The sequence below is a fragment of the Nocardiopsis alborubida genome (genome assembly GCF_012396365.1).
GTDB classification, from domain to species: domain Bacteria; phylum Actinomycetota; class Actinomycetes; order Streptosporangiales; family Streptosporangiaceae; genus Nocardiopsis; species Nocardiopsis alborubida.
Map to the genome: position 1 here is coordinate 112,522 of NZ_JAAXPG010000006.1, position 26,743 is coordinate 139,264.

Genomic DNA, 26,743 nt, shown 5'->3' on the forward strand with positions numbered 1-26,743 from the left:
CGGCCCACCCGGCCCACCCGGGCCACCCGGCCCACAGGCGGACCCCGGGGCCGTGGACCTCCGCCCCCGGCGACGGGTCGTGGCCCAGCCACGGCACCCCGCCGTCGAGGGGGCCGAGCCAGTCGCACCAGCCCTCGCCCCGGACAGGGCGGACGCGGTTGTCCACAGGTCCTCCGCGACGGATCCGCCAAACGCCTAACCTGGCCGGAGCAGAGGAAACGACGTCTGGGGGACAGAGCGATGACGGGACGGTACGGGGGCGGCCAGGGGCGCCGGTACGGCGGAGGCGGAGGCCGCGGCGGCGGGCGCAGACCCGAGCCCGAGCCGATCCGCGGCGTCCGCGACGAGGCCCGGCTCTCCGAGGAGCTCCTGCGCATGGACGGCGCCTCCTACGGCCGCTACAAGTCCCTCAAGGGCGACTGGGACTTCGGCGACTTCACCCTGACCGTGCAGCGGGTCCAGGCCGACCCCTTCGCGCCGCCCTCGCGGGTGCGCGTGCTCATCCCGGACGCAGGCATCCCCAAGAGCGCCTGGGGCGACCCGGTGCGCCGCCGCGCCACCGCCGACTACCTGGGGCGGCGCGCACGCCGACTCCTGCGCGGATCGCTGCTCAAGATCGACACCGGCGGCCAGGAGGTGATCGAACGCTCCTCCTGCCAGCTCACCGACGGCGGCATCGACCTGCGCATCGGCATCGACCTGCCCGGACACGGCCGCCGCATCGACGGCCGCACCGCCGAGCGGGAGCTGTGCCGCACGCTGCCCGGCCTGGTGGACGACCTGGACTGGGAGGAGATCGACACCGAGGAGGCCGCGGCCTTCGCCGACACCGTCGCCGACACGGTCGCCCTGCGCGCCCAGCTGGGGGAGAGGGGCCTGGTGGCCTTCGTCGCGGACGGCGCCGTACTGCCCCGGCGCAGCGGCGTCAGCGACGAACCCATGACCGGCGGCGCCGTGCCCTTCACCTCCCCCGAGGGTCTGCGGGTCAGCGTCGACCTGCCGCACCGGGGCACGGTGAGCGGCATGGGCGTCCCCGAGGGCATCACCCTCATCGTCGGCGGCGGCTTCCACGGCAAGTCCACCCTGCTCCACGCCCTGGAGCGCGGCGTCTACGACCACGTGCCCGGCGACGGGCGCGAACTGGTGGTGACCAGGAACGACGCCGTCAAGATCCGCGCGGAGGAGGGCCGCAGGGTCGAGCGCGTGGACGTGAGCCCCTTCGTGCGCAACCTGCCCACCGGCGCCGACACGAGCGACTTCCGCACCGAGAACGCCTCGGGGTCCACCTCGCAGGCGGCCAACATCTGTGAGGCCGTCGAGGCGGGGGCGCGCACCCTGCTGGTGGACGAGGACTCCACCGCCACCAACCTGATGATCCGCGACGAGCGCATGCAGGCCCTCGTACACGGCGACCGGGAGCCCCTGGTCCCCTTCATCGACCTCGTCCGGCCCCTGCGCCGCGACCACGGGGTTTCCACGGTCCTGGTCATGGGCGGCAGCGGCGACTACTTCGACGTCGCCGACCACGTCATCATGCTCGACGCCTACCACCCGCACGACGTCACCGAGCGGGCGCGCGAACTCGCCCGCGAGCGCGTGGACGCGGACTTCGCCCTGCCGCGCCCCCGTGTGGTCGACCCCGGCTCCGTGGACGACAGCACCCCGCGGGGCCGGGGCCGGATCAAGCGCCGCGACATGGACGTGCTGGTGTTCGGCGACCACGACGTCGACGTGCGCGCGGTGGAGCAGTTCGTCGACCCCGGACAGATCACCGGTGCCGGGCTGGCCCTGCGCGAGCTGGTCGCCGGACGCCACCTGGACGGCAGCCGCACCCTCGCCGAGGCGCTCGACTCCCTGGAGGAGGCCCTGGACAGAAGGGGCGTCACCCTGCTCGGCGCCGACTTCGGCGGTGACTACGTCCTGCCGCGCCGGTTCGAGGTCGCCGCCGTCCTCAACCGGTTGCGTTCGCTGCTGGTGGCCGACCTGCGCTGAGCCACCCGGACGGGGCCGCGGTGTGGTGGTCCTCTCATGCCCCGGTTGCAGGAAGCTCCCTCCACCGGCCGGGGTTGATAGGGGGTATGGGGGGAGCGTCCTCTCATGGCTCAGCTGCATGCGGTCCCACTCCCACCGGCCGGGGTTGTTGGGGGCGTGTGGGGTGGGCGTCCTTTCATGGCTCAGCTACATGCGGTCCCACTCTCACCGGCCGGGGTTGTTGGGGGCGTGTGGGGTGGGCGTCCTTTCATGGCTCAGCTGCATGCGGTCCCACTCTCACCGGCCGGGGTTGTTGGGGGCGTGTGGGGTGGGCGTCCTTTCATGGCTCAGCTACATGCGGCCCCGGTCGGTATTGTGGAGAAGCAGGGCACAGCCTCCCAGGCGGTGCGAAACGGGCCTCTCCGGCCGTACCCCGGCGCCCGACCGCCGCGTGAGCGCGACCCTGTGATCCCGACCAGTTTTGGAGACGAGAACCCGGTGCGCGATTCCGCAGATCTGTACGAACTCCACCCAGGCTTCGAGGATGTCGCCGGACTGGCGATGCTGGTCTGTCTGGACGGCTTCGTGGACGCCGGACACGCCGGGCGCCAGATGATCACGTCGCTGTTCGAGCGGTTCACCGCGGAGGAGGTCGCGACCTTCGACGCCGACCGCCTCGTGGACTACCGCTCGCGCCGCCCGACGATGACCTTCGTCGAGAACACCTGGACCGCCTACGAGGCGCCCAAGCTCGCCCTGTACCGGATGCACGACGACGAGGGCGCCCCCTTCCTGGTCCTGCACGGCCCGGAGCCGGACCGCGAGTGGGAGGCCTTCGTCGCCGCCGTGGGCCGCCTCGTCGACCACTTCTCCGTCACGCTGTCCGTCAGCGTCCACGGCATCCCCATGGCGGTTCCGCACACCCGGCCGGTCACGGTCACCCCGCACTCCACCCGCCCCGAGCTGGTCGAGGGGCACACCCCGTGGATCGGCCGCGTCGAGGTGCCCGGCAGCGCCACCTCGCTGCTGGAGTACCGGCTGGGCGAGGGAGGCCACGACTTCGTGGGCTACGCCGTCCACGTGCCCAGCTACCTGGCCCAGGCCCAGTACCCGCGCGCGGCCATCGCCGCCGCCGAGTACGTGGCCGGGGCCACCGGCCTGGCCCTGCCCACCACGGAGATGGAGGAGGTCGCCGCGGCGACCGACGTCGACATCGCGGAGCAGGTCATGGCCTCCGAGGAGATCCAGCGGGTCGTGGCCAACCTGGAGCGCCAGTACGACGACATCATGTCCTCGCGGACCGACCCCCAGGAACGCCCCACGCTCCCGCTGGCCGAGGACGACGCCCAGCTGCCCACCGCCGACGAGCTCGGCGCCGAACTCGAACGCTTCCTCGCCGAGCGCGAGGGCGAGTGAAACGGATGACCGTGTTCTACCAGATGCTCTTCCGCTCGGTCCTGCGCCACATGGACGCGGAGAAGGTCCACAAGCTCAGCTTCGCGGCGCTGCGCGGCGTGACCGCCCTGCCCGCCGTGGCCTCCGCCATGAACGGTGTGCTCGGGCCGCGTGAGCCGGAGCTGACCGTGCACGCCCTCGGGCAGGAGTTCCCCGGCCCGCTGGGGCTCGCGGCCGGTTTCGACAAGAACGCGGAGAGCCCCTCCGGGCTGGCCGCGCTCGGTTTCGGCTTCGTGGAGATCGGCACCGTCACCGCCCAGCCCCAGCCGGGCAACCCCCGGCCGCGCCTGTCCCGGCTGGTGGCCGACCGCGCGATCGTCAACCGGATGGGCTTCAACAACGAGGGGTCGGCCCTGGTCGCCGAACGCCTCCACCACCGGCGCGGCGGACGCCGTCCCGTGCTCGGCGTCAACATCGGCAAGACCAAGGTGACGCCCGAGGACGAGGCCCCCGCCGACTACGCCCTCAGTGCCCGGCGCCTGGCCCGCTACGCCGACTACCTGGTGGTCAACGTCAGCTCGCCCAACACCCCCGGGCTGCGCAACCTCCAGGGCGTGGAGCAGCTGCGCCCGCTCCTGGCCGCCGTGCGCGAGGCCCTGGCCGAGGCCGGCCGCCCGGACCTGCCCCTCCTGGTGAAGATCGCCCCCGACCTCGCCGACGAGGACGTCGACGCCGTCGCCGACCTCGCCCTGGCCGAGGGGCTCGACGGCATCATCGCCACCAACACCACCATCTCCCGCGAGGGCCTGACCACCCCCGCGGCGCAGGTGGAGGCCGCCGGTGCGGGCGGTCTGTCCGGCGCACCCCTCAAGCGGCGCTCCCTGGAGGTGCTGCGCCGCCTGCGCGCCCGCGTGGGCGACCGGGTGACCCTGATCGCCGTCGGCGGCATCGAGACGCCCCTGGACGCCTGGTTCCGTATCCGCGCGGGGGCCAGCCTCGTGCAGGGCTACACCGGCCTCATCTACGGCGGCCCCCTCTGGCCCCGCCGCATCAACCGCGGCCTCGCCCGGCTGGTGCGGGCCTCCGGCCACCGTTCCATCAACGAGGTCGTCGGGGCCGACGTCCCCGCGCCGGCCGACCCGGCAGCCGGTACCGGGCGGGGCGCCGACCCCGCCGCGGCCACCGCCGAGGGCTGAACCCGCCACCAACGACCGGGCCCGCCGCGACGGGCGGGGCGCGTCGCCGCTCCACGGACGCGGCGACCGGTGGGACGCTCCCCACCGGCCGCCGACACACGCGCCCCACCCGTCCACGGACCTCAGGAACCGGCGGGCGCGGACAGCCCCTCGGGCGGATAGCTCTTCCCGGCCTCCGGGCCGTCGTAGACCTGGCTGACGGTCGCGAACTCGTACCCGTCCGCCCGCAGCCGCTCGATGATCTCGGGGACCGCGGCCAGGGTCGGCTCCAGGGTGTCGTGCAGGAGCACCACACCTCCGGGCCGGGCCCCGTCCACCACGCTCTCCACGACCTCGTCGCGGCTCATGTCGGTCCAGTCCTCGCTGTCCTGGCTCCACAGGATCTCGGCCATGCCCTGACGGCCGATCTCCTCCAGGACCTCCGGCGAGCTGTCGCCGAACGGCGGCCGGAACAGTTCCACGGTGTGTCCCGTCTGGCGGCGTACCATCGCGCTCACCGCGGCCACCTGGTGGGCCAGTTCCTCCCCCTCGAAGGCCTCGGGCATGTGTTCGTGCAGATGGTTGTGGCTGCCGATCTCGTGCCCCTCGGCGTAGATCTGACGCGTGACGCCGGGCCGGGTCAGCGCGGGGTTGCCGTTGAGGAAGAAGGTGGCCGCCACCTCCTCCTCCGCCAGCAGGTCCAGCAGCTCCGGAGTCGTCGCGACCGGTCCGTCGTCGAAGGTCAGCGCGATGCACTTGGCCTCGGCGCAGTCCAGGTCCGGGTCTCCCGCCGAGACCACCCCCGGCACCCGCGGTTCGGTCGGGGGCTCGCCGGCGGGCGCCTCCACGGTCAGCACGGGCTCCTCCGCCATGGAGGCCTCCCGAGCCCGTTCGCCCAGGTCGGACAGCAGGGGCGCGGCCTCCTCGGCGGGCACCACCGCGACCATCCTCCCCGGTTCCGATGACGGGGGGTGGCCCTCCACGACCGGGGACAGGTGTCCGTCGTCGAACTCCACCACCAGGTCCCCGTCGGCGTTGAACCCCATCGAGTCGTAGGTGCGCCTCACCGGGTGCAGGCCCTGCGCGTCCACGGCCTCCTCGTCGGCGAACGAGGCGCGGACGATCCCGTTGAGCTCCCGGAGCGCCGCGTCGTCGGCCAGCAGCTCCGTGGAGTAGGCGGTGTGGCCGGTGGACACGTCGTACCAGTACGTCCCGTACCCCTGGCGCAGCCCGTGGAAGTCCTCCTCCGTGCGCACCAGGCGTACACCCAGCACCCCGTTCCCGGCGGCGACCACCTCCCAGTCGACGCCCAGGCTCACCGGGTCCCGGCTGGCGCCCCGGTAGTCCCGCACCTCCTGGTCCACCCGGGCGGCCAGCTCCTCGGCGAAGGCGTCCGCCCCCGCGAACACCGGGTAGGCGACGTCGACCGCGAGCCCCTCGGGCTTGTACGGGTGGTCCCCGAAGTCGGAGGCGTCCCCGCGCCACTCGGTGACCCCGTCCCCCGGCTCCTCCACCACCACGGTGATCAGCTCCGGATCCTCCCCGCCCCCCGAGACGATCCCCTCGGTGCTGCACGCGGCCAGGGGCAGGACCACCAGCGCGACCAGCGCTGCCCCGGACCACCGGGCTCTGCGTCCCCACGGCCGGTCTCCCCCGGCCCCGGGGCACGGGGCGGCCTCGTTCGGGTGGACTCGAGTCGACGACAACACCGGACTCCCTCATCCCTCAGCGGGTGGCCAACACGGCTGCTGCTGGGAGCAACATAGGGGACGCCGTCCCCCGTCCCGTGGCGGTGACCACATGTGGTCACCGCCACGGGACGGAGGAGGCGCCGGAGACCGGGAACACCCGCGCGGGGCGCTCCTTTCTTGTCATCCGGTGCCCTCACACGGCTCCGCGCACCGTGGGACCCACCGGTCGCGGCCCCGAAGCCCTCTCCCGGGGACATCCTCCCCCGGGACGCTCGCCGCGCCGCGACGCCGCGCCCTCACACCCCATCGGAGGCCTCTCGGACCTCTCTAGGGAGCCTGCTCGTCTTCCTCGCCGTGCTCCCCGGCCCCCTCGGTGGGCTCGGCGCTCTCCTCCGGGGCGTCGGGGACCCCGTCGACGTAGGTCTCGCCGGGGGTCGTGGTCCCGAGCAGCTGGGACACCGTGACCATGGTGTACCCGTGCTCGTCCAGTTCCCGGATGATCGTGCGTGAGGCGTCGACGGTGGTGCCGTGGATGTCGTGCATGAGGATGATCGCCCCGTCCGAAGCGCCCTCCACCGCGCGGTCGTGGATCACCGAGGCCTTGCGGTCCTTCCAGTCGAGGGTGTCCACGCTCCACAGGATCTGGGCCAGACCCATGTCCGCGGCCACCGAGGCCACACCCTCGTCGGTCGAGCCGTAGGGCGGGCGCATGAGGTCCATGCTGTAGCCCGTCTCGCGGTACACCAGCGCCTGCACGACGTCCAGGTCCGAGCGCACCCCTCCCGTGCCCAGACCGGCCAGGTCGGGGTGGTTCAGGGTGTGGTTGGCGATCTCGTGCCCCTCGGCGTAGGCGCGCCGCACCGTGTGCGGGTGCTCCATGACGGGGTTGCCGGTGACGAAGAACGTGGCCCGCGCGTCGTACTCGGCGAGGGCGTCCAGCAGTTCGGGGGTGCGCCCGCCGGGGCCGTCGTCGTAGGTCAGCGCCACGCACTTGGTGTCGGGGTCGGAGCAGTCGACGTCGGAGTCCACCGCGGACACCTGTCCGGGCACGGGCCCGTCCTCCTGGCCGTCCTTGTCGGCCTGGGGCGGGGCGGCGATGGAGAAGTCCTCGACGCCCACGGTCGCGGCGTCGCGCACGCGAAGGCCCAGCTCGGACAGCAGGCCCTCCGCCTCACCGGCGTCGACCACCGCGCGCGTGCGGCCCTCCTCCGCGGGGGCGACCTGCCCGGCGTCGAACTCCACGATCAGGTCCCCGTCGGGGTTGAAGCCCACAGAGTCGTACAGGGAGCTGATCGGGTGGATGACGTCGGGGTCGGCCGAGCCCTCCCCGCCGTCCCCGTTCCCGACGGCGCCGCGCACCAGGCCGTTGAGCTCCTCCAGCTGCTCCTGGCCGCCGACCAGGGCAGCGGAGGGGTGGTGCGCCGCGGTCGCGGTGTCGTACCAGTAGGTGGTGTACCCCTCCCGGGACCCCTCGGAGTCGGTCTCGACCCGGGTCATGCGGACCCCGAGCAGGCCGTCGCGCGCCGCGGTCAGGTTCCACTCCGCCTCGAAGGACACCGCGCCGGGGTTGGCCGCCTCGAAGGCGTGCACCTCGTCGGTCAGCTCACGCTCCAGGAAGTCGGCCAGCGGCTCGGCGTTGGGGATCACCGGGTAGGTCACCACGACGGAGATGTCCCCGTCGTAGGGCAGCTCGGCCTCCTCCACGCCCGCCACGGCGGCCGCGTCCACCTCGGTCAGCCCGTCGGGGTCGCCGGAGGCCGGGGGCGGCGGTTCGCTCTCGGAGGCCGGTGCTCCGTGCGTCTGCCCCGGGGGCTCGGACTCGCCGGAGGAACGGGTGGCCAACAACACCATGCCCGCCAGGACCGCCAGGGCTACCACGACCGTGATCAGAGGGTGGTCCGGTGCCATGGCGAGGCGGGACTGCTTATTCACGAGGGGATCTCCACGTTCATCGCTCAGACGAACGTCCGCGGGGAGCAGAGGGGAGGCTCACCCGCGCAACGCTTGACTTCGTGTGTGACGCCGACCGCGGGACGGGGGTTCTCACCGTCCGGGCCGGGCGCATGGGGCCGTACGCCGGGTACAGGGGCGAAGGGGGCACTCCCTATACTTGCAGCCGTGGAAGGTACATGATCCACCCCGCGGGCCCCGGCCCGGACGGGGCGGAACCATGTCGCAAGAGGGAACCCGGTGTGAATCCGGGACTGCCCCGCAGCGGTATGGGGGAACGAACGTCGCCATGAGCACTGGTGGTGCCGGTCGCGAAGACCGGGAACCGGGAAGCGGCGGCCAGTAGGAGGAGCGGTGTCCGCACCGCCCGCGCCCCCGAGTCCGAAGACCTGCCTCCACCCGGCGGCGCACCCGCGGCGCCGGTGGTCCCGCGCCCCGAGGGAGGGCCGGAGGCGGTGGCAGGTCCGGTGCGCGCCCGCGGCGCGCCCGTCGGCGTGCCCGCCCCTCTCCTCCCCCTCGCGGCCGGTACCCGGCTTTCGACGAGGGAGAGAAGCTCATGACCACGACCCCCACGCCGTCCGCGGCGCCGGGCGGGCCCCGCCCCTCCGTGCGCTCCACCGTGCACGGCTACCCGCGCATCGGCCCCGACCGGGAGCTCAAGCGCGCCTGCGAGTCCCACTGGAAGGGCCGCACCACCGCCCGTGAGCTGGACGCGGTCGCCGCCGAGCTGCGCCTGGGCGTCTACGCCCAGCTGCGCGAGGCCGGTGTCGACGACATCCCCTCCAACACGTTCTCCTACTACGACCACGTGCTGGACACCGCGGTCCTGTTCGACCTGGTCCCCTCCCGCTTCGCCCCGCCCGCCGCCGCGCCGGACCGCGAGGAGGAGCTGCGCCGCTACTTCGCGCTCGCCCGCGGCGAGCAGGGCGCCCCGCCGCTGGAGATGACCAAGTGGTTCGACACGAACTACCACTACCTGGTCCCGGAGCTGTCGCCCCGAACCCGCCCCCGCCTGGTGGGCGACAAGCCCGTCGCCGAGTTCCGCGAGGCCGCCGAGGCGGGTTTCCACACCCGTCCGGTCCTGGTCGGCCCGCTCACCTTCCTGCTGCTGGCCAAGCCCGCGGACGGTGCCCCCGAGGGCTGGGAGCCCGTCGAGCTGCTCGACCAGCTCCTGGACGCCTACGCCCAGCTGCTCGGCGACCTGCGGGCCGCGGGTGCCACCGAGGTCCAGCTGGACGAGCCGATCCTGGCCACCGATGAGGGACGCGCCGCAGTCGGCCACCTGGAGCGCGCCTACCAGCGCCTGGGGACGGTCACCGAACGCCCCTCCCTGCTGGTGTCCACCTACTTCGGCTCCATCGGCTCCGCCGCCCTGCGCGTCCTCAAGGACTCCGCGGTCGAGGCGGTCGGCCTGGACCTGGTCACCGACGACGAGGGCGTGGACGACCTGGTGCGGGTCTCCGGTCTGGGCGCCACCCGTCTGGTCGCGGGCGTGGTGGAGGGCCGCAACGTCTGGCGCACCGACGTCCCGGCAGCCGTGGCCGCGCTCGGCACCCTGCTGGCCCTCACCGACGAGCTCACCGTGAGCACCTCCTGCTCCCTTCTGCACGTGCCCCTGGACCTGGACGCCGAGACCTCCCTGGCGCCCGAACTGCGCGGGGCCCTGGCCTTCGCCAGGCAGAAGGCCCAGGAGACGGCCCTGCTCGGCCGTGTGCTGTCGGAGGGGGCCGAGGCCGAGTACACCGGACAGGGCGGGGTCCGTCCCCCCGCCTTCACCGACGCGCGCGTCCGCGCCAGGCTCGACGCCCTGGGCCCGGACGCCTACGAGCGTCCGCGGGAGCGGGGAAGGCCCACCGACACCCCGCTCACCACGACCACCATCGGGTCCTTCCCCCAGACCGCCGAGCTGCGCCGCGCCCGCGCCGCCCACCGCGGGGGCGAGCTGGCCGAGGAGGCCTACAAGGCCGTCCTGCGCGAGGAGATCGACCGCGTGATCGCGCTCCAGGAGGAGATCGGCCTGGACGTGCTCGTGCACGGCGAGCCCGAGCGCAACGACATGGTCCAGTACTTCGCCGAGCAGCTGGAGGGCTACGCCACCACCCGGAACGGGTGGGTGCAGTCCTACGGTTCGCGGTGCGTGCGCCCGCCGGTCCTGTTCGGCGACGTCTCGCGCCCCGCGCCGATGACGGTCGAGTGGACCACCTACGCCCAGTCGCGCACCGACAAGCCGGTCAAGGGCATGCTGACCGGTCCGGTCACCATGCTCGCCTGGTCGTTCGTGCGCACCGACCAGCCGCTGGGCGAGACCGCCCGTCAAGTGGGCCTCGCGCTGCGCGACGAGGTCGCCGACCTGGAGCGCGCAGGGATCCGCCACATCCAGGTGGACGAGGCGGCCCTGCGCGAACTGCTGCCGCTGCGCTCGGAGCACCGGGAGCGGTACCTGGACTGGGCGGTGGGCTCCTTCCGCCTGGCCACGTCGGGGGTGTCGCCGTCCACGACCGTCCACACGCACATGTGCTACTCGGAGTTCGGGCTGATCGTCGGCGGCATCGAGGCGCTGGACGCCGACGTCACCAGCGTGGAGGCGGCCCGCTCGCGTATGGAGCTGGTGCGGGACCTGGGCGGTCGGGGCCACAAGCGCGGGATCGGCCCGGGTGTGTACGACATCCACTCCCCGCGGGTGCCCTCGGTGGAGGAGATCGAGGGGGCGCTGCGCCTGGCGGTCGCGCACGTCGACGCCCAGAACCTGTGGGTGAACCCCGACTGCGGCCTCAAGACGCGCGGCTACGCCGAGGCCGAGCAGGCCCTGCGCAACATGGTCGAGGCGGCCCGCCGGGTGCGCGCCGACCTGGCGTGAGCCAGGCAGTGTTTTTTGGACCTCCGCTTCGCTTCGGTCCGTGTTCGGGCGCCCGGAGAACGGGAACCTTCGGCGCCTCCGGTGAGACGGCTCGTGCCCACACCGTCGCCCGCCACCACCCTCAACGGACGCCTGCGGCGCAGTCCTGCTTGCAGTCTCACCTCCAGCCCCTCCAGAACCCCGTGGGCGCCCGAACCGACCCCCACAAGCTGAGGCCGATTCAAAAAGAGTCCCCAGGAGGCTGAAACGCGGGAGGGGGCCGCGGCGAACGCCGCGGCCCCCTCCCGCCGTGTCCGGTCGGCCGCCTCAGCTGCCGACCAGGGCCAGCGCCTCGGCGCCGGCGTTGAGCATGATCTCCTCGACGTTGTCGGGCATGACCAGGTCCTCGGCGGAGGCGTCCTCGGTGAAGGGCGGGTGCATCTGGTACTGGACCCGGACGTTGAGGTTGGCGGTGCGGATCAGCAGCGTGGCCTCGGGGATGTCCTCGCCCAGGAAGTCGTACTTGGTGAGGACGTAGTGGGCCTCGTCGCCGAGGTCCACCTCCTTGTCCTCCTCCACGTTCGCGGAGTCGTAGAAGGTGTTGTAGTCACCCTCGCCCCTGAGCTCCTGCACCCCGGACTGGAAGTCGGTGGTGGCGGCCTCGACGGAGTCGGCGGCGGAGTAGGGCACCTGGTAGCTGATCTCGAACATCGCGTAGCTCTCGGACGGGTTGCCCTCCGGGGCAGCGCCTTCCAGGCTCTCGCAGTAGGAGTTGTTGTCCTGGACGTACTTGTCGCCCTCGTCCTGGATCAGGAAGTCGGAGAGCACCTGGTCGGTGAAGGCGTCGCAGGGCTCGGCGGGCACCGCGTAGGGGGGCTCGCCCGCGGGGGCCGCGTTGGTGGTCGGCTCGGTCGTCTCCTCGCCGCCGGTGGTCGCCTCCGCGCTCGGGGAGGGATCGGGCTCGGGCGCCACGGTCTGCTGTCCGCTGTCGTTGGTGACGAGGACGACCACGACCGCGATGACCAGGATGATGATCACGGCGCCGCCGCCGATCACGACCCACAGGCCCGCCTTGCTGCCGCCGCCCTGGGGCTGCTGCGGCGGAGGGGGGTACCCGGGGCCGCCGGGGCCGCCGTAGGGCGGCTGGCCGCCCCCGTACATCTGCTGCTCCTGGGGGCCGGGGAAACCCGCGGGACCGCCGTGGGGCGGTTGTCCGCCGGTGTTGGGGTCACCGTAGGGGGCGCCGTAGGGCGGCTGCCCGCCGGTGTTGGGGTCACCGTAGGGGGCACCGTGGGGCGGGCCGTAGGGCGGTTGGCCCCCGCTGTTGTCCCCACCGCCGTATGGGTTCTGCGGCGGCTGGTTGTATGGTCCGTTTTCGCTCATGGCTCCCCTCGCCCGTGTGTGATGACCGTGTTGTCTGGGACGCGTGTGTGCGCCGTTGGGTTCTCACGACTTCCCGTGCGCCCCCGGAAGGGGCACGGTGACCGTGTGGGGGAGGCGCACCTGTCGCCACTGCCGTCCCGCGGGCGAGGGCGGGGGAGTGGGCGGGCGTTCCCCGCCTCCGTGCGGAGGTTGCGGTGGACCGGGGGACCGACCACCGGGGGCGGCGGTCGGGTGAGGCCGAAGACGTCCTTCGGCCCGGGCCGGGACGTGTGCATCCTAGCCGCGAGTGGTGTCCCCTGGGCAGGTCAGACCGGGGGTAGCAGGGTGAATCGTCACTGTTTTGTGTCGGTTGTGTAGGAACTCATCCCGCACGTGACGCAATCGTGACGCTGTTCCCCGCGCGGTCGCGTCCCGCGCGGGGTAATGGGGTGTCCGTCGCGGACGCCGCCGGATCAGAACATCGAGATGTGCACGTGGTCGAAGTGGTTCTCGGTGATGCTGCCGCGGTCGGCCATGTCGCGCCAGCCCTCGTCGCCCCGGCGGATGTCCCAGATCTGCTGCCGGTAGATGATGTACATGATGCCCAGGCGGTCGGCGTTCTCCCTGGCCCACTCGGCGATCGCGTAGCCGCGTTCGACCTGTTCGGGGATGGGGGTGTTGCCGTTGGGGTCCACCATGAAGTCGCAGGCGCGGCCCTTGGGGTGCTCGCCGACCACCCAGCCGCCGACCGCCCGGTAGCAGCCCACACCGCCGTACTCGGTGCCCTCGCCGAACTTCTCGATGATCAGCTCACGCATCTGCTCGGTGCGCGGGGTGATGTTGAGCGGGCCGCCCATCGGCTGTACGGGGTGGTCCGCGATCATCTCCTGGACCTCCTCGCGGCGCCCCTCCAGCTCGTCCAGGTCCTCCTCGGCCGCGGCCAGCTGTTCCTCGGCGTTCTCCTGCGCGGTCTCGTCGCGCTCCAGGGCCTGGCTGAGCTGGTTGATCTTGTCCTGGTTGCTGGTGGACAGGTAGTTGATCACCACCGCGCGGTCGATGACCTCGTCGGGCTCGGCCTCGACGAACAGCGACATCGACAGGCCGATCCCGCTGCTGGTGTAGGTGGCCACCGCCAGGGCGCGCACCTGCTCGCGCGCGGCGTCCACGTCCTCGCGGGTGCTCTGGGCCCGCTCCTCCGCGCGCTCGGCCTCCTGGATGACGCCCTCCATGTCGCGCAGCTCGCCGTTGAACTCCTCGCTCAGGGCCTCCGCGCGGTCCTGGAGGGCGCTCATGTCCTCCGGCTCACCGGGCACCGGCGCCGCCACGGCCGTGGCCTGGGGCGCGAACAGGAAGCTCCCCAGCACAGCCACCGCCAGCGCCGCCACACGCGCGCGGCCCGGGCGCGCGGCGGCGGGAAGGAGGCCCGCCAGGGCCCGGACGCGGTCCGGCCAGCTGAGTTCGGGAGGGTCGGGAGCCCAGAAGTCGGCGAAATCGTCCACTCGGCTCAGATCGTCGGGCTGCACGGTGTGGTCGCTCCTCGGGCCCGCGCGGCCCCCGGGCAAGGGAGCGGAGCGGGCGCTGTTTCTCGTCGTTTCCCACGTGGGGCCGACAGCCGCGGGAGCGGCCTCCGGCCCTGGCCTCTCGCGCACACCCGGGGGCCGGGGGCGAGAGCAACGGGACCGTCATGAGTGTAGGCACTCGCGCGGGGATTCGGGAGGGACAGGACGAATCCACCGTGCCGCGGGAGCCCCGATGTGGTGGATGTAACCCGGCCCGAACAGCGAAATCCGGTGAACCGACCTTTTTCCCCGTGGTTGAGTAGGAAACGTGAAGGCTCCCGTGCACGACCCAGCGACCACCGCGCCCACGCGGTCGGACACCGCCGAGCGGTGTCTGCCGCTGCCCGGCGGACGCTGTCGTGTCCGACCGGTCCCGTGGACCCGCCCGCAGCCCCCGGACACCGGGGAGTAGGGGGCCCCGCCGGGGGCGGCGCGTCCCCGAACCGGCCGCCCCGCGCGGGCGCGCCACCGCTGCCGGCGCCCGCCCGGCCACCGGCGCGCCGCCGCCCGCGCCCGCGGGGCGCTCCGTACGCTCGAACGCGGGCGACGGGCCCGTGCCGGATCCCCGCCGGGCGCCACACCACCGCCAGACGTCGATGGGAACACCGTGATTGACGCAGTGGGCCTCCACAAGGCCTACAGGTTGAAGAAGCACCGGGTGACCGCCCTGGACGGGGTCGACCTGCACGTCGAGCCCGGCGAGATCTTCGGTGTCGTGGGCCAGAGCGGCGCGGGCAAGAGCACCCTGCTGCGCTCGGTCAACCTCCTGGAGCGCCCCGACGCCGGATCGGTCCGGGTCGACGGCGAGGAGCTCACCGCGCTGCGCGGCGCGCGGCTGCGGGTGGCCCGCCGCCGCATCGGCATGGTGCACCAGCACTTCGCCCTGCTGTCCTCGCGCACCGTCGCGGGCAACGTGGCCTTCCCCATGGAGGTCTCCGGCGTCGACCGCGCCCGCCGCAGGAGGCGCGTGGGAGAACTCCTCGAACTCGTGGGCCTGGGGGACAAGGCGCGCGCCTACCCCTCCCAGCTCTCCGGCGGTCAGAAGCAGCGGGTGGGCATCGCCCGCGCGCTGGCATCCGACCCCAAGGTGCTGCTCAGCGACGAGGCCACCTCCGCGCTCGACCCGGCCACCACCGACGCCATCCTCGCCCTGCTGCGCCGCCTGCGCGACGAGCTGGGCCTGACCATCCTGCTGATCACCCACGAGATGGACGTGATCAAGCGGATCTGCGACTCCGCGGCGATCATGGAGAACGGCGCGTTCCTGGAGTCGGGCCGGGTGCTCGACCTCATCGGCACCCCCGGCTCGCTGCTGGCGCGCTCGCTCTTCCCGCTGCCCGCGCACGGCGGCCCCGACACGGTCTACGTCACCTACCCGCGCTCCTTCGACGAGCCGCTCATGTCCGAGCTCACCCGCCGCTTCGACGTGGACGTCAACATCCTGGGCGGCGGCGTGGAGGAGGTCGCCGGGCAGTCCGTGGGCCGCCTGAGCGTGGACCTGCGCGGCGACCGCCGCGACCAGGCGCTCGCCTACCTGTCCGAGCACGGCCTGCTGGTCGAGGAGGCCCGCAAGTGAGCACCAACCCCGCCGACGTCCTCCACCTCGCCGCCGCTGCCGGGGGAACCGGTCCCTGGGACGCCGTCGTCGCGTTCGTCCAGGCCTGGCCCGCGATGTGGCCGCACCTGTGGCTGGGCACCCTGGACACCGTCTACATGGTGTGGTGGGCCACCGTCGTCAGCGTCCTGTTCGGCCTGCCGCTGGGCGTGCTGCTGGTGGCCACCGACCGGGGCGGGCTCATCCCCGCCCCCGCCGTGCGCGCCGTGCTCAGCGCCGTCGTCAACATCGGCCGCTCGCTGCCGTTCATCGTCCTGATGGTGGCGGTGCTCGCCCTGACCCGCCTCCTGGTGGGCACCACCCTGGGCCCCACGGCCGCGATCGTGCCCCTGAGCATCGGCGCGATCCCCTTCTTCGCCCGCCTGGTGGAGACCTCCCTGCGCGAGGTGGACCGCGGGGTTGTCGAGGCCGCGCACGCCATGGGCACCCGCCGCGTCACCATCGTGGGCAAGGTGATGCTGCCCGAGGCCCTGCCCGGACTCATCGCGGGCCTGGTGATGACCGTGGTCACCCTCATCTCCTACTCGGCGATGGCCGGTGCCATCGGCGGCGGCGGCCTGGGCGACCTGGCCATCCGCGAGGGCTACCAGCGCTTCAACGACCACTACCTGTGGGCCACCGTCATCCTGCTGATCGTCATCGTGCAGATCGCGCAGAGCCTGGGCGACCTGCTGGTGCGCCGCCTGGCGCGGCGCTGAAGCGACCGGGTACACACAGAAGAGCGACCCCCTCCCCCCACGAGTTGTCCTGACGGCACGGAGGGAGACGGCGATGACCGGAGACGCGAGGAGGCGCACGGCGCGGGGCACCGCTGCCGCGGCGACGGCGGCGGTGCTGCTGGCGTCCTGCGGAAGCCCCAGCGAGCGGGCCCAGGAGGAGACCGGCGGGGAGGACGTGACCGTCCTGAGGATCGGCGCCACGCCGACACCGCACGCCGAGATCCTGGAGTTCGTCGACGAGAACCTGGCGGCCGACGCGGGCCTGGCCCTGGACGTGTCCGTGTACACCGACTACAACCAGCCCAACGCGGCGCTAGCCGAGGGCGAACTGCACGCCAACTACTACCAGACGCGGCCGTTCCTGGAGGAGTACCTCCAGGGCAACCCGGACGCGGACCTGAGCTACGTGGCGGACGTGCACCTGGAGGCCTTCGGCGTCTACTCCCAGGAGCTGACCGACCTGGCGGACCTGCCCGAGGGAGCGCAGATCGGCGTGCCCAACGACACCTCCAACATGGCCCGGGCCCTGGACCTGCTCGACACCGAGGGCGTCATCACCCTGGCCGACACGGGCGACGAGGCGCCCTCGGTCGACGACGTCGAGGACAACCCGCTCGACGTCACGATCACGCCGGTGGAGGCGGCCCAGCTGCCGCGCTCGCTCCAGGACCTGGACGCGGCGGTCGTCAACGGCAACTACGCCCTGGAGGCGGACCTGACCTCCACCGCCAACGTGCTGGCCTGGGAGGAGACCGAGGACAACCCCTACGCCAACGGGCTGGTGGTGCCCACGCACGACATCGGCGACGAGGAGATCGTCCGGCTCGACGAACTCCTGCACAGCGACGAGGTGCGCGCGTTCATGGAGGAGCGCTGGCAGGGCGTCGTGGTCCCCGTCGGCGGCGAGGGCACCTGAGGGCGGAGCCGGAGGGCCGTGCGGGCGGTGCCGCGGGATCCCGCCGCACGGCCGTCGCGGCACGGGTACGGTACGGAGCCGGTCCCGGGGCGCTCCTGCGGGGTGCCCCGGGGGCGCCTCGGAGCCGTCGCCACCACCGCTTTCCCGTAACGTTTGGATTGCGGTGCGAGGGCTGTTGATTGACATCAAGGTACTTCTCTGTTTCTTTTATGGGAGCGCTCCCAAACGATGTCCCCTCGTCATGGAAGGTGCGTACACCAGCAGTGAGCAACCGCAACGATTTCCCTGAGGGCTTCCTCTGGGGGGCGGCCACCGCCTCGTTCCAGATCGAAGGCGCCACGACCGCCGACGGCCGAGGCCGCAGCATCTGGGACACCTTCGCCGAGACACCCGGCAAGGTCCTGGGCGGAGACACCGGCGACCCCGCCGACGACCACTACCACCGCTACGCCGACGACGTCGCGCTCATGAGCCAGCTCAACCTGGGCGCGTACCGCTTCTCCGTCGCCTGGCCGCGGATCATCCCCGAGGGCACCGGCGCCGTGAACCAGGCCGGGATCGACTTCTACGACCGCCTGGTGGACACCCTCCTGGCGGCCGGGATCCAGCCCTGGGCGACCCTCTACCACTGGGACCTGCCCCAGCCGCTGGAGGACGCGGGGGGCTGGCCCCACCGCGACACCGCCTACCGCTTCCGCGACTACGCCCAGGTCGTCGCCGAGGCCCTCGGCGACCGCGTCAGCAACTGGATGACCATCAACGAGCCCTGGTGCTCGGCGTTCCTCGGCTACGAGAACGGCCACCACGCGCCGGGCCACAAGGACCCGGCCGCGGCTCTGGCCGCCGCCCACCACCTGCTGCTGGGCCACGGCCTGGCGGTCGAGGCGATCCGCTCCACCGGGCACCCCGCCCGGGTCGGCCTCGCCCACAACCAGGCGGTCGTGCGGCCCCACGGCCCCAGCGCCGCGGACGCCCGCGCCGCCCGCCGCGCCGACGGCGTGCGCAACCGCATCTTCACCGACCCCCTGCTCAAGGGCCGCTACCCCGCGGACGTCAGGGAGGACCTCGCCGACGTCAGCGACTTCTCCTTCATCCAGGACGGCGACCTGGACATCACCTCCGCCCCCATGGACTTCCTGGGCGTCAACTACTACTCGCCCGAGTTCGTCGCGGCCTCCGCCAAGGGCCTGGACCCGGCGCTGGTCAGCGGAGAGGGCGGCGCCTGGCTCGGTGCCGAGCGCGAGGAGGTGCACGTCTCGCAGGGGCTGCCCGTCACGCACATGGGCTGGGAGATCGACCCCACCGGCCTGTACGACGTGCTCGCCCGCCTGGCCGGGGAGAGCGGCGGCATCGACCTCTACGTCACCGAGAACGGGTGCGCCTTCGAGGACACCGTCACCGAGGGCGGCGAGGTCAACGACACCGACCGGATCGACTACTACGAGGGCCACCTGAGGGCGGCCAAGGAGGCCGTCCTGGCCGGGGTGCCCCTGCGCGGGTACTTCGCCTGGTCGCTCCTGGATAATTTCGAGTGGGCGTGGGGATACTCCCGCAGGTTCGGCATCGTGCACGTCGACTACGAGACGCAGCGCAGGACCATCAAGGACAGCGGTCACTGGTACGCCGAACTGGCCAAGACGGGGCAGTTCCCCGAGCGTTAGGACACGTCCGGCGCACGCTGCCCCTCGCGTGGCGGGGTAGGCGTCCGCCGAGCACGTCCTGCATCGCGCCGGACCGCCGCCGCGCACGCGGCGGCGGTCCGGCGAACCGCGGAAGGATCGTGGGGTGTCCCCAAGGGCACCCCACACAGTCGTTCCGGGCGGGTATGACCGTGGATGCCCGTCGCACACGCCGCCGCCCCGGGGAAGCAGTCCCCGGGGCGGCGGGACACGATCCCAGAGGGAGCCTCGAAGTGGCCAAGACCGGTGGTGGTCGGAAGCGTCCGACCCTGGAGATGGTGGCGCAGCGCGCCGGGGTCGGACGAGGGACCGTCTCGCGGGTGATCAACGGGTCCGCGCAGGTGAGCCCCCGCACCCGGGAGGCCGTGCACGCCGCGATCGCCGAACTCGGCTACAGCCCGAACCAGGCCGCGCGCACCCTGGTCACCAGGCGCACCGACACGATCGCGCTGGTCGTCTCCGAGCCCCGGGACCGGCTGTTCTCCGACCCCTTCTTCGCCGACATCATCCGCGGCGTGAGCTCGGTCCTGCACGAGCGCGACCTCCAGCTCATGCTCACCACGGCCCGGACCGAGGCCGAGCACAAGCGCGTGGGCGACTACCTCAGCGGCTTCCACGTGGACGGGGCGCTGCTGATCTCCCTGCACAGCGACAACCCGCTCTCGGCCCGGCTGGACGAGGCCGGGGTGCCGGTCGTCCACGGCGGTCGCCCGCACTCGCCCGAACAGCCCGCGCCCTACTGCGTCGACATCGACAACATCGGCGGGGCCCGGGTGGCCATCCGCCACCTCCTGGAGCGCGGGTGCCGACGGGTGGCCGCCATCACCGGCCCCCTGGACATGAACGCCGGCGTGGAGCGCCTGCGCGGCTACCGCGAGGTCATGGCCGCCGCCGGGCTGGAGGTCGACGACAGGCTCGTCGTGCAGGGCGACTTCAGCGTGGAGGGGGGAGCCGAGGCGATGGAGCGGCTCCTGGACACCGGGCTGGAGCCCGACGCGGTGTTCGCGGCCTCCGACATGATGGCGCTCGGAGGACTGCGGGTGCTGCGCGCACGCGGCCTGAGCGTGCCCGGGGACGTGGCACTGGTGGGCTACGACGACACCGTCATGGCCCAGCACAGCGACCCGCCGCTGACCACCATCCACCAGCCCACGGTGCAGATGGGACAGGAGATGGCGCGGCTGCTGGTGGACGTGGCGATCCCGCGTACGGCGGAGGCCGAGACCGTCATGCTCGGCACCCACCTGGTCGTCCGCGAGACCGGCTGAGCCGCGGGGCGTCCCGGCGCCGCCGACGCCCGCGCGCACACCGCCCCGCAGTGCTCTGACCCGCTCGTTCACGCCCTCCCGGGTGGACGCGGTGCGGTGACTGTGCAAGGCTGGTCGCGATTTCGCGGGAGACGGTGGGAGCGCATGGAGCGGGAACCGACACACAACCGGTGTGCGATTTCCTCGTGCGGATGGTGTGAGCGGGACGGCGTCGACTGCCGGTTCTGCTCCGGCACGGGCTGGTGGCGACCCGAGCGGCCGCACCGCGACGGCAGCGGGGTGATCGTCTGGCTCCGCGTCGACGAGCCCTGCCGCGGGTGCGCGGGCACGGGCAAGGAGCACAGCCCCACCGCCGCCCTCTGAGCGTGGACGCGCCGCCCCTTCCGCGGTGGACAAGGAGAAGCACATGCGCTGGGTGACCTATCTGTCGCCGAGCGGCGGCAGCGAGCGCGCCGGAGCCCTGGACGACGGCGACGTGCTGGGCAGCCCCGACCCCGTCCGTCTCGCCGACCTGCTGGAGGCGGGCGGTGACGTCCTGGCCGGGGCCCACGAACGCGCCGTCGCCGAGCCGATCGAGATCATCGTCGAGCCGGAGGCGCGCATGTGCGCCCCGCTGGTCCCGGCGGAGCCGGTGCCGGTCCGGGCGGGCGACGAGGTCTGGCAGGTCCCCCCGGAACTGGTGCGGGGCTCGGACGACGCCGTGCCGCCCCGGGCGCGTTCGGCCCGCGTGGGCGTGGCCGCCGTCGCCGGGGGAGGGGCGTCGGTGAGCGCCTACACGCCGGCCTGCCTGTGGCTGGACGGTGCGGGGCAGCCGGTGCAGCTGACCCTGGGACCGGTGCTGACCACCGCCGACGAGGTGCCGGGGGAACCGCTGGGCGTGAGCGCCTCGGTGGAGGAGGGGGAGCTGGGCCGCGGCCTGGTGGACCCCGCGCACGAGTGGCTGGTGGCGGGCCCGGGACGGGTGCGCGCGTTGCTGCCGGTGGCGACCCCACCGCTGGAGACCGACGACGAGCTTTTCGTGGACGCCGACGTCCTGGGCACCTTCGAGGTCCGTGTCGGCTCCCAGGTCTGACCGCGGCCGCGGTGCTCCCCGGTGGACTGGCCGGAAGCGTCGCTGCGTGCCACGAGGGTTACGACCTGCGTCTTAGCCGGTGTCGGCGCCCGAACCCGCTGCAAGTACAAGGTCACGGCGGAGGGGGGGGGACGCGGCGGACCCTCGCGGTCCCGGCCCTAGGGGGTGAACTCCCAGTGCCAGGGTTCGAAGCCGCCGCGGGCCCAGGGCGGGTTGTGCCAGCCGTGGGCGGGCGCGTGGGCCAGCATCCACCGGTGCTCGGCGGTGCCGAGGGTGTTCACGCCGCCGCACAGGTCCACGGCCAGGCCCAGGCCGTGCTGGCTCGTCCCGGGCCGGGCGGCCATACCGGGCACCATCTCCTGGAACAGGCGCACCTGCTCGTGGTAGGGCCGGTAGGAGTCGGCCACGCACATCGGCCGTCCGAACGCCTCGCGGTAGTCGCCGTCGAGTTCGATGAAGGCCTCGGCCGCGTCGGAGCGCAGCCGCTCGCCGGGCTGGGGCAGGGGGCACAGCACCGACTCCGGGATCCGTCCGTTGGCGTGGGCGGTCGCGACGCCCCCGGTGCACCCGTGGTCGGCGCTTTCCGCGACGGGAATTCCCTCCCCGCCGCCCTTTTCGCCATTGTGCCAATAGTCATTGTCGTCTTTTTCGTCCTGCACCGAACCCTCGGGGGAGTTCGCGGCCCGGGCGTCGCGCAGCGCCTCCTCGCGCCGCCTCTCCGCGGCCTCGGCGTCGCGCACCTCCGCGAGCCGCGCCTCCAGCCGGGTCTGCTCCTCCAACAGGTCCTCCAGCGCCGCCTCCTGGTCGGCCACGGCCTCCACCGCGTCCTCCCGGGCGCTCCTGGCGTCCCCGACCGCCTCGGCCTGCTCCGTCCGCGCGGTCTCGGCGACTTCGGCGAGGGTGTCGGTGGCCACCCGCGCGGCCTCGGCGCGGCCCACGTCGGCCTCCCGGTGCGAACCGAGCAGGGTCAGGTAGGCGCCCCGTTCGAGCATCCCGGTGGGCCCCTCGGGCCCGGCCCAGGCGTTGACCATGCCCAGCTCGCCGCCCTTGTAGGCGGTGGCGGCCTGGCGGGCGGCGGCCAGGCGGGCCGTCTCGCCGCGCTCGTCGGCCTCCCCCGCGCGCTCCTCCGCCTCGCGGCTGCGCTCGGTCAGCTCGGTGAGGCGTTCGCGCTCGGCCTCGTAGCGCTCGATCTTCTCCGACGCCTCCTGGCGCAGCGTCTCCATGTTCGCGCGCAGCGCGGCCAGTTCCACCCGCACGCTCCCCAGCGCGGTCCCCGCCGAGTCGCCGCCGTCGGAGGCGGCCCCGGGCGCGGCGGTGGAGAGACAGAGCAGCACCGCGAGGCCGGCCGGAAGCGCGGCGCTGACCGAAAAGGCGCGTACGGAGGGTCCGCGGGTTTTCCCGCGGGCAGAACCCTTCGCTTTCGCTTTGTCACCGAGTGTGTGTGATCCAGGACATGACGAGGCACGCATTTCCGCTTCCTCCCCGGGACCTGCGTCTACCGTCTTGTCACGATGTCATGTCGGTGGGGTGTTGGTGGGGAAGCTGGCGGTGTGTCCAAAAAGTTACCTCAGTCCCGGGATGGTTTCGGACGCCATCCCTGACCTGGCACATCGGCCATAATGCCGAGAATGACAGGCATTATGTACCGGTCAGGGGAAGAAGATCCCGCTGATCGCCGTCAAACCGCCGAAGCGAGTCCTTCGCGCCCATTGGTACGCTATCCACCGCACGCGCACCTACGGAGATCTTCGGGTGCGCGGCTCCTCTCATCCCAGGCGAGTCCAGCGGACAGTCTTCACATCTCCCCACATTCCCGCCGCTTCCGGCTCGGTGGACCTCGTGGTCTGTACCGATTTCCCCGAAGAGCCTTCGGTTGGAGCGGTCGACCCCTGGGGGCCAACCAGCCGCTCGAAGCGGCGACACGAAAGGTTGCGAGGGTCCGTGTCGACACGAGCGACGAAAAACGGGGCCGGCGCGCAGAGCGAGGCAGCGCAGGCCGAACATGCCGATGCCACGCCCAAGCGCAGAGCCGACTGGTGGCGGCCACGTAACTGGCGGGTGCGCTCCCGGCTGGTGGCCCTCATCGTCATCCCCACCGCGGTAGCCCTGGCGCTCGGCGGCCTGCGGGTCTACGAGGCGGCGGTCTCCACCGTCACCCACGCGCACATCCAGGACCGCGCCGAGGTGGGCGTCCTCATCGTGGAGCTGGCCAACCAGCTGGGCCACGAGCGAAGCGCCAGCGCGGTCTACATCTCCGACAACGCCGACCCCGCGCGGCGCTCGGACGAGCTTCGCCAGCGGATGGAGGAGGAGCGCGACGCCTCCCGCGACCTCCAGCAGACCCTCACCGCCCGCCTGGACGACATGGGCGAGGTGGACACCGAGACCGCCACGAGCCGCCTGACCAGCATGCGCAGCCAGCTCTCCACGGTGGAAGCCCTGCGCACCGAGGTCGACGAGACCCGTATCACCGTCCTGCCGGTGGTCACCAAGTACCGCGCGATCACCCGCTCGCTGGCCGAGTTCAACCAGACGATGGCGGACGAGACCGGCGACACCGACCTGCGCGAGAGCGTGCGCACGCTGACCGCGCTGTCCACCGCCCGGGACCAGCTCTCCTACGAGACCGCGCTGATGGGCCACTCCCTGGCCCGCAACACGATGACCGGCGGTGTCGCCGAGGCCATCGACTCCGCGCGAGCCCGCTACGAGAGCGAGATCTCCAACTTCGTCCAGGCCGCCTCCGAGGAGCAGCGGCAGATCTTCGACGACAACTTCACCGGTCTGGAGGTCAGCCAGGTCTCCACGATGCGCATGCGCGTGATGTACCGCGCCGACCGCCAGGACGACCTCACCGGTGTGACCGCCAACGACGGCCCCGAGGACTACCGCGAGATCGCCGACGTGGCCCTGGGACGCCTCCAGACGGTCGAGGAGGGCATCGCGCAGGGCATCGCCGCCGACGCCAACGCCCTGCGCGACGAGGCCATGGGCCGCGCCCTGATCGACCTCCTCGTCGTCGCGGCCGTGCTCCTGGCGGTCTTCGTCCTCACCTCCCTCGTGGTCCGCTCCCTGGTGCGCCCCCTGCGCTCCCTGGAGGACGGCGCGCGCCGGGTCGCCGAGCGCGACCTGCCCGACGCGATCAACCGGATGCAGGAGGCCGGGACGGTCCCCGAGAACGTCAAGGTCACCCCGATCGAGGTCGACACCCACGACGAGATCGGCGAGGTCGCCCGCGCCTTCGACGACGTCCACCGCGTCGCGCTCACCCTGGCCTCCGACGAGGCCGCGCTGCGCAGCAACGTCAACGCGATGTTCGTCAACCTGTCCCGCCGCAGCCAGACCCTGGTGGAACGGCAGCTGCGCCTCATCGACGGCCTGGAGCAGTCCGAGCAGGACGCCGACCGCCTCTCCGACCTGTTCCAGCTGGACCACCTCGCCACGCGCATGCGCCGCAACAACGAGAACCTGCTGGTCCTGTCCGGCCAGGACAACACCCGCAAGTGGGCCCAGCCCGTCCCGCTGGTCGACGTCCTGCGCGGCGCCGTCTCCGAGGTCGAGCAGTACGAGCGCGTCAACGTGCGCGCCCCCTCCCACATCTCGGTGCTCGGCCGCCCCGTCAACGACGTCATCCACCTGGTCGCCGAGCTGGTGGAGAACGCCACCTCGTTCTCCCCGCACGACACCGAGGTCCTGGTCAGCGCCAAGACCCTCGACAACGGCGGCGTCCAGGTCGACGTCACCGACAGCGGCATCGGCATGGCGCCGGAGGACATGGCGGGGATCAACGCCCGTCTGGCCGCCCCGCCGGTCATCGACGTCGCGGTCTCTCGCCGCATGGGCCTGTTCGTGGTCTCGCGCCTGGCCCACCGCCACGGTGTCAGGCTGCGCCTGGAGGAGGCGCACGGCGGCGGAACCACCGCGCACGTCATCTTCCCGCCGGACCTGCTGATCACCCCGGTCGAGGGCCAGCACGCCCTGGGCGGCGCGGACAGCCGTCCCGAGCTCACCTCGGGCGTGCCCAACACCTACGCCGACGCCGAGGCGGCCTTCGCCTCCACCCCGGCGCCCGTCGAGCCGAACGACCCCTGGCAGACCCAGGAGAGCGGCAGCGTCCCGGGCGACCTGGGCGGTCTGCCCAGGCGCCAGCCCACCGGGTCCCACCCCGAGGAGCACCCGCCCAGCGGGCAGGACCTGTGGGGCAACACCAGCACCGGTTCGGTGTGGGACACCACCAGGGGAGCCGGGACCACCGGGGCCTCCTCCGGCGGCGCCAACGGCCAGCCCGTGGTCGACCCCTACGACGCCTCCGAGGACGACGAGCCCCAGCGCCCGCAGCCCGAGAGCGGCGGACGCAACTTCTTCGACCCGAGCCCCCGGGGCGACTCCTTCGGCGGCGGCTCCGTGGGCCGCTCGTCGGACACCGGGTCCTTCAGCAGGCCCTCCGACACCGGTGCCTTCCGCCGCCCCACCGGCGACACGGGCGAGTTCCGCCGACCCGCCACCGACACCGGCGCGTTCCGCCCCACGGCGAACGAGTCCCACGACGTGTTCGGCAACACCGGCGCGCAGTCGGGCGGCCACAACGGAGCCTCCTCCGACAACGGCGCGTCCGCGGGCGGCGAGGCCTTCTCCGGCAACGGCTCGGGCCACGCGTTCGGCGGCCGCGACACCGGCGCCCACGAGCGTCCCGCGGCCAGGGAGCGTGACGACAACACCGAGACCTTCCCGGCGGTCCCCTCGTCCCAGGACGGCGGAAACTGGCGCTCCGGGGGCATCGACTCCCGCGAGGGGTACGGCTCGACCGCCTACCTCTCCCGCCGCTACGGTGGCGCCCAGGGGCCGAACAACACCGTCGTGCCGCCCACCCCGTCGGGTGAGGAGAGCGACTCGCTGCCGATCTTCGACGCGATCGAGTCCAACTGGTTCAAGCGCCGCAGCGGCGGCCCCACGGTGGACACGACCGAGACCGGCCCGATCCAGCAGGTCCCGGCGGCCCAGGAGCAGCGCTCCCCGGGCGGCACCGACCAGGCGTCCCGTCCCGCCCAGGGGGCCCGCTCCGACCAGGAGTGGACCTCCGCGGCCGACCGCGGCTGGAAGGCCGCGCGCACCGCCGCGGAGCCCCGGGCGGACGGGCTGACCACCTCGGGCTTGCCAAAACGCGTTCCCAAGGCAAACCTTGTTCCGGGGACGGCGCCCAAGCCGGAGAACTTCAAGCAGATGCCCACGCGCAGCGCGGACCGCGTCCGCAACCGCTTCTCGGGCTTCCAGAAGGGCGTCCGCGAGGGACGGGACCGGCTCGGGGAAGGCCCGACGGAGAGGTGACCTCAGTGGAACCTGGTGGGACGGGGTCCCCCTTAATCCCAGGGGCTGGATGCAATAGCATCTACCGAGCTTCTCGGACGCGTCTTACCCACAGCTTGACGAGAGCAGAACACCAGACTCCCGGCCACCCCCACGGGAGGGGCCGGGCAGTTCGTAGAGGCAGTGCTGTCACATGCCGTGCCGGCGGTAGCAGTGCCCAGAGACCAGCCG

At 72.7% G+C, this 26,743-nt stretch carries 17 protein-coding genes and 1 riboswitch; of the genes, 12 read left to right on the forward strand and 5 right to left on the reverse strand.

Features of this window, described 5'->3' with window-relative positions:
* Positions 1-240 precede the first annotated feature (240 nt).
* From HGB44_RS08165 to HGB44_RS08175, 3 genes are all read left to right on the forward strand, one after another.
* Positions 241-1,992 carry an ABC-ATPase domain-containing protein gene (locus HGB44_RS08165; protein WP_061078388.1) on the forward strand — a complete coding sequence of 584 codons (1,752 nt, stop codon included), beginning with the start codon at positions 241-243 and terminating at the stop codon, positions 1,990-1,992.
* A 477-nt stretch (positions 1,993-2,469) separates the two neighbouring features.
* Positions 2,470-3,387 (forward strand): proteasome assembly chaperone family protein, encoded by a 918-nt coding sequence (locus tag HGB44_RS08170; protein ID WP_061078389.1) that lies wholly within the window; start codon positions 2,470-2,472, stop codon positions 3,385-3,387.
* Between the two features lie 5 nt (positions 3,388-3,392).
* A complete protein-coding gene (locus tag HGB44_RS08175; protein WP_061078390.1) occupies positions 3,393-4,562 on the forward strand; it encodes a quinone-dependent dihydroorotate dehydrogenase in 1,170 nt (389 codons plus the stop codon).
* 122 nt (positions 4,563-4,684) lie between these two features.
* Here HGB44_RS08175 and HGB44_RS08180 read toward each other — a convergent pair whose 3' ends face one another.
* Both HGB44_RS08180 and HGB44_RS08185 read right to left on the reverse strand, forming a co-directional pair.
* Entirely contained in the window at positions 4,685-6,247 is a 1,563-nt protein-coding gene (locus HGB44_RS08180) for a polysaccharide deacetylase family protein (RefSeq protein WP_061078391.1), read from the reverse strand.
* Positions 6,248-6,559: 312 nt separating this feature from the next.
* The gene (locus HGB44_RS08185) at positions 6,560-8,140 is read right to left on the reverse strand and encodes a polysaccharide deacetylase family protein (RefSeq protein WP_061078392.1); all 1,581 of its coding nucleotides are present in this window, start codon (positions 8,138-8,140) and stop codon (positions 6,560-6,562) included.
* 272 nt (positions 8,141-8,412) lie between these two features.
* Positions 8,413-8,573, forward strand: a riboswitch (cobalamin riboswitch).
* Positions 8,574-8,738: 165 nt separating this feature from the next.
* Between HGB44_RS08185 and metE the strand changes: the two genes are divergently transcribed.
* A complete protein-coding gene (gene metE / locus HGB44_RS08190) occupies positions 8,739-11,039 on the forward strand; it encodes a 5-methyltetrahydropteroyltriglutamate--homocysteine S-methyltransferase (RefSeq protein WP_061078393.1) in 2,301 nt (766 codons plus the stop codon).
* 306 nt (positions 11,040-11,345) lie between these two features.
* Here metE and HGB44_RS08195 read toward each other — a convergent pair whose 3' ends face one another.
* Together HGB44_RS08195 and HGB44_RS08200 are read right to left on the reverse strand one after the other, a co-directional pair.
* Positions 11,346-12,401 (reverse strand): hypothetical protein, encoded by a 1,056-nt coding sequence (locus HGB44_RS08195; RefSeq protein ID WP_061078394.1) that lies wholly within the window; start codon positions 12,399-12,401, stop codon positions 11,346-11,348.
* A 452-nt stretch (positions 12,402-12,853) separates the two neighbouring features.
* Positions 12,854-13,903 (reverse strand): coiled-coil domain-containing protein, encoded by a 1,050-nt coding sequence (locus HGB44_RS08200; protein ID WP_061078395.1) that lies wholly within the window; start codon positions 13,901-13,903, stop codon positions 12,854-12,856.
* Positions 13,904-14,558: 655 nt separating this feature from the next.
* On the opposite strand from HGB44_RS08200, the gene HGB44_RS08205 reads away from it, so the two are divergent.
* The 7 genes from HGB44_RS08205 (at position 14,559) to HGB44_RS08235 (ending at position 21,208) form a co-directional block, all read left to right on the forward strand.
* Complete coding sequence (locus HGB44_RS08205; RefSeq protein WP_061078396.1) at positions 14,559-15,515, forward strand: methionine ABC transporter ATP-binding protein; 957 nt, start codon at positions 14,559-14,561, stop codon at positions 15,513-15,515.
* Complete coding sequence (locus HGB44_RS08210; protein ID WP_061078397.1) at positions 15,512-16,252, forward strand: methionine ABC transporter permease; 741 nt, start codon at positions 15,512-15,514, stop codon at positions 16,250-16,252. Before HGB44_RS08205 ends, HGB44_RS08210 begins: the two co-directional genes overlap by 4 nt.
* A 73-nt stretch (positions 16,253-16,325) precedes the next feature.
* Positions 16,326-17,189 (forward strand): MetQ/NlpA family ABC transporter substrate-binding protein, encoded by an 864-nt coding sequence (locus tag HGB44_RS08215; protein ID WP_061078398.1) that lies wholly within the window; start codon positions 16,326-16,328, stop codon positions 17,187-17,189.
* A 263-nt stretch (positions 17,190-17,452) separates the two neighbouring features.
* Entirely contained in the window at positions 17,453-18,850 is a 1,398-nt protein-coding gene (locus tag HGB44_RS08220; RefSeq protein ID WP_061078399.1) for a GH1 family beta-glucosidase, read from the forward strand.
* Between the two features lie 251 nt (positions 18,851-19,101).
* Positions 19,102-20,136 (forward strand): LacI family DNA-binding transcriptional regulator, encoded by a 1,035-nt coding sequence (locus HGB44_RS08225; RefSeq protein WP_061078400.1) that lies wholly within the window; start codon positions 19,102-19,104, stop codon positions 20,134-20,136.
* A 144-nt stretch (positions 20,137-20,280) separates the two neighbouring features.
* Positions 20,281-20,499, forward strand: coding sequence for a hypothetical protein (locus tag HGB44_RS31860; protein ID WP_061078401.1), 219 nt, complete (start codon positions 20,281-20,283; stop codon positions 20,497-20,499).
* 43 nt (positions 20,500-20,542) lie between these two features.
* Positions 20,543-21,208 (forward strand): hypothetical protein, encoded by a 666-nt coding sequence (locus HGB44_RS08235; RefSeq protein ID WP_061078402.1) that lies wholly within the window; start codon positions 20,543-20,545, stop codon positions 21,206-21,208.
* Between the two features lie 158 nt (positions 21,209-21,366).
* Here HGB44_RS08235 and HGB44_RS08240 read toward each other — a convergent pair whose 3' ends face one another.
* Positions 21,367-22,458, reverse strand: a complete 1,092-nt coding sequence (locus HGB44_RS08240; RefSeq protein ID WP_061078418.1) for a M15 family metallopeptidase — start codon at positions 22,456-22,458, stop codon at positions 21,367-21,369.
* 808 nt (positions 22,459-23,266) lie between these two features.
* Between HGB44_RS08240 and HGB44_RS08245 the strand changes: the two genes are divergently transcribed.
* A complete protein-coding gene (locus HGB44_RS08245; protein WP_061078403.1) occupies positions 23,267-26,533 on the forward strand; it encodes a sensor histidine kinase in 3,267 nt (1,088 codons plus the stop codon).
* The last annotated feature ends 210 nt before the right edge of the window (positions 26,534-26,743 follow it).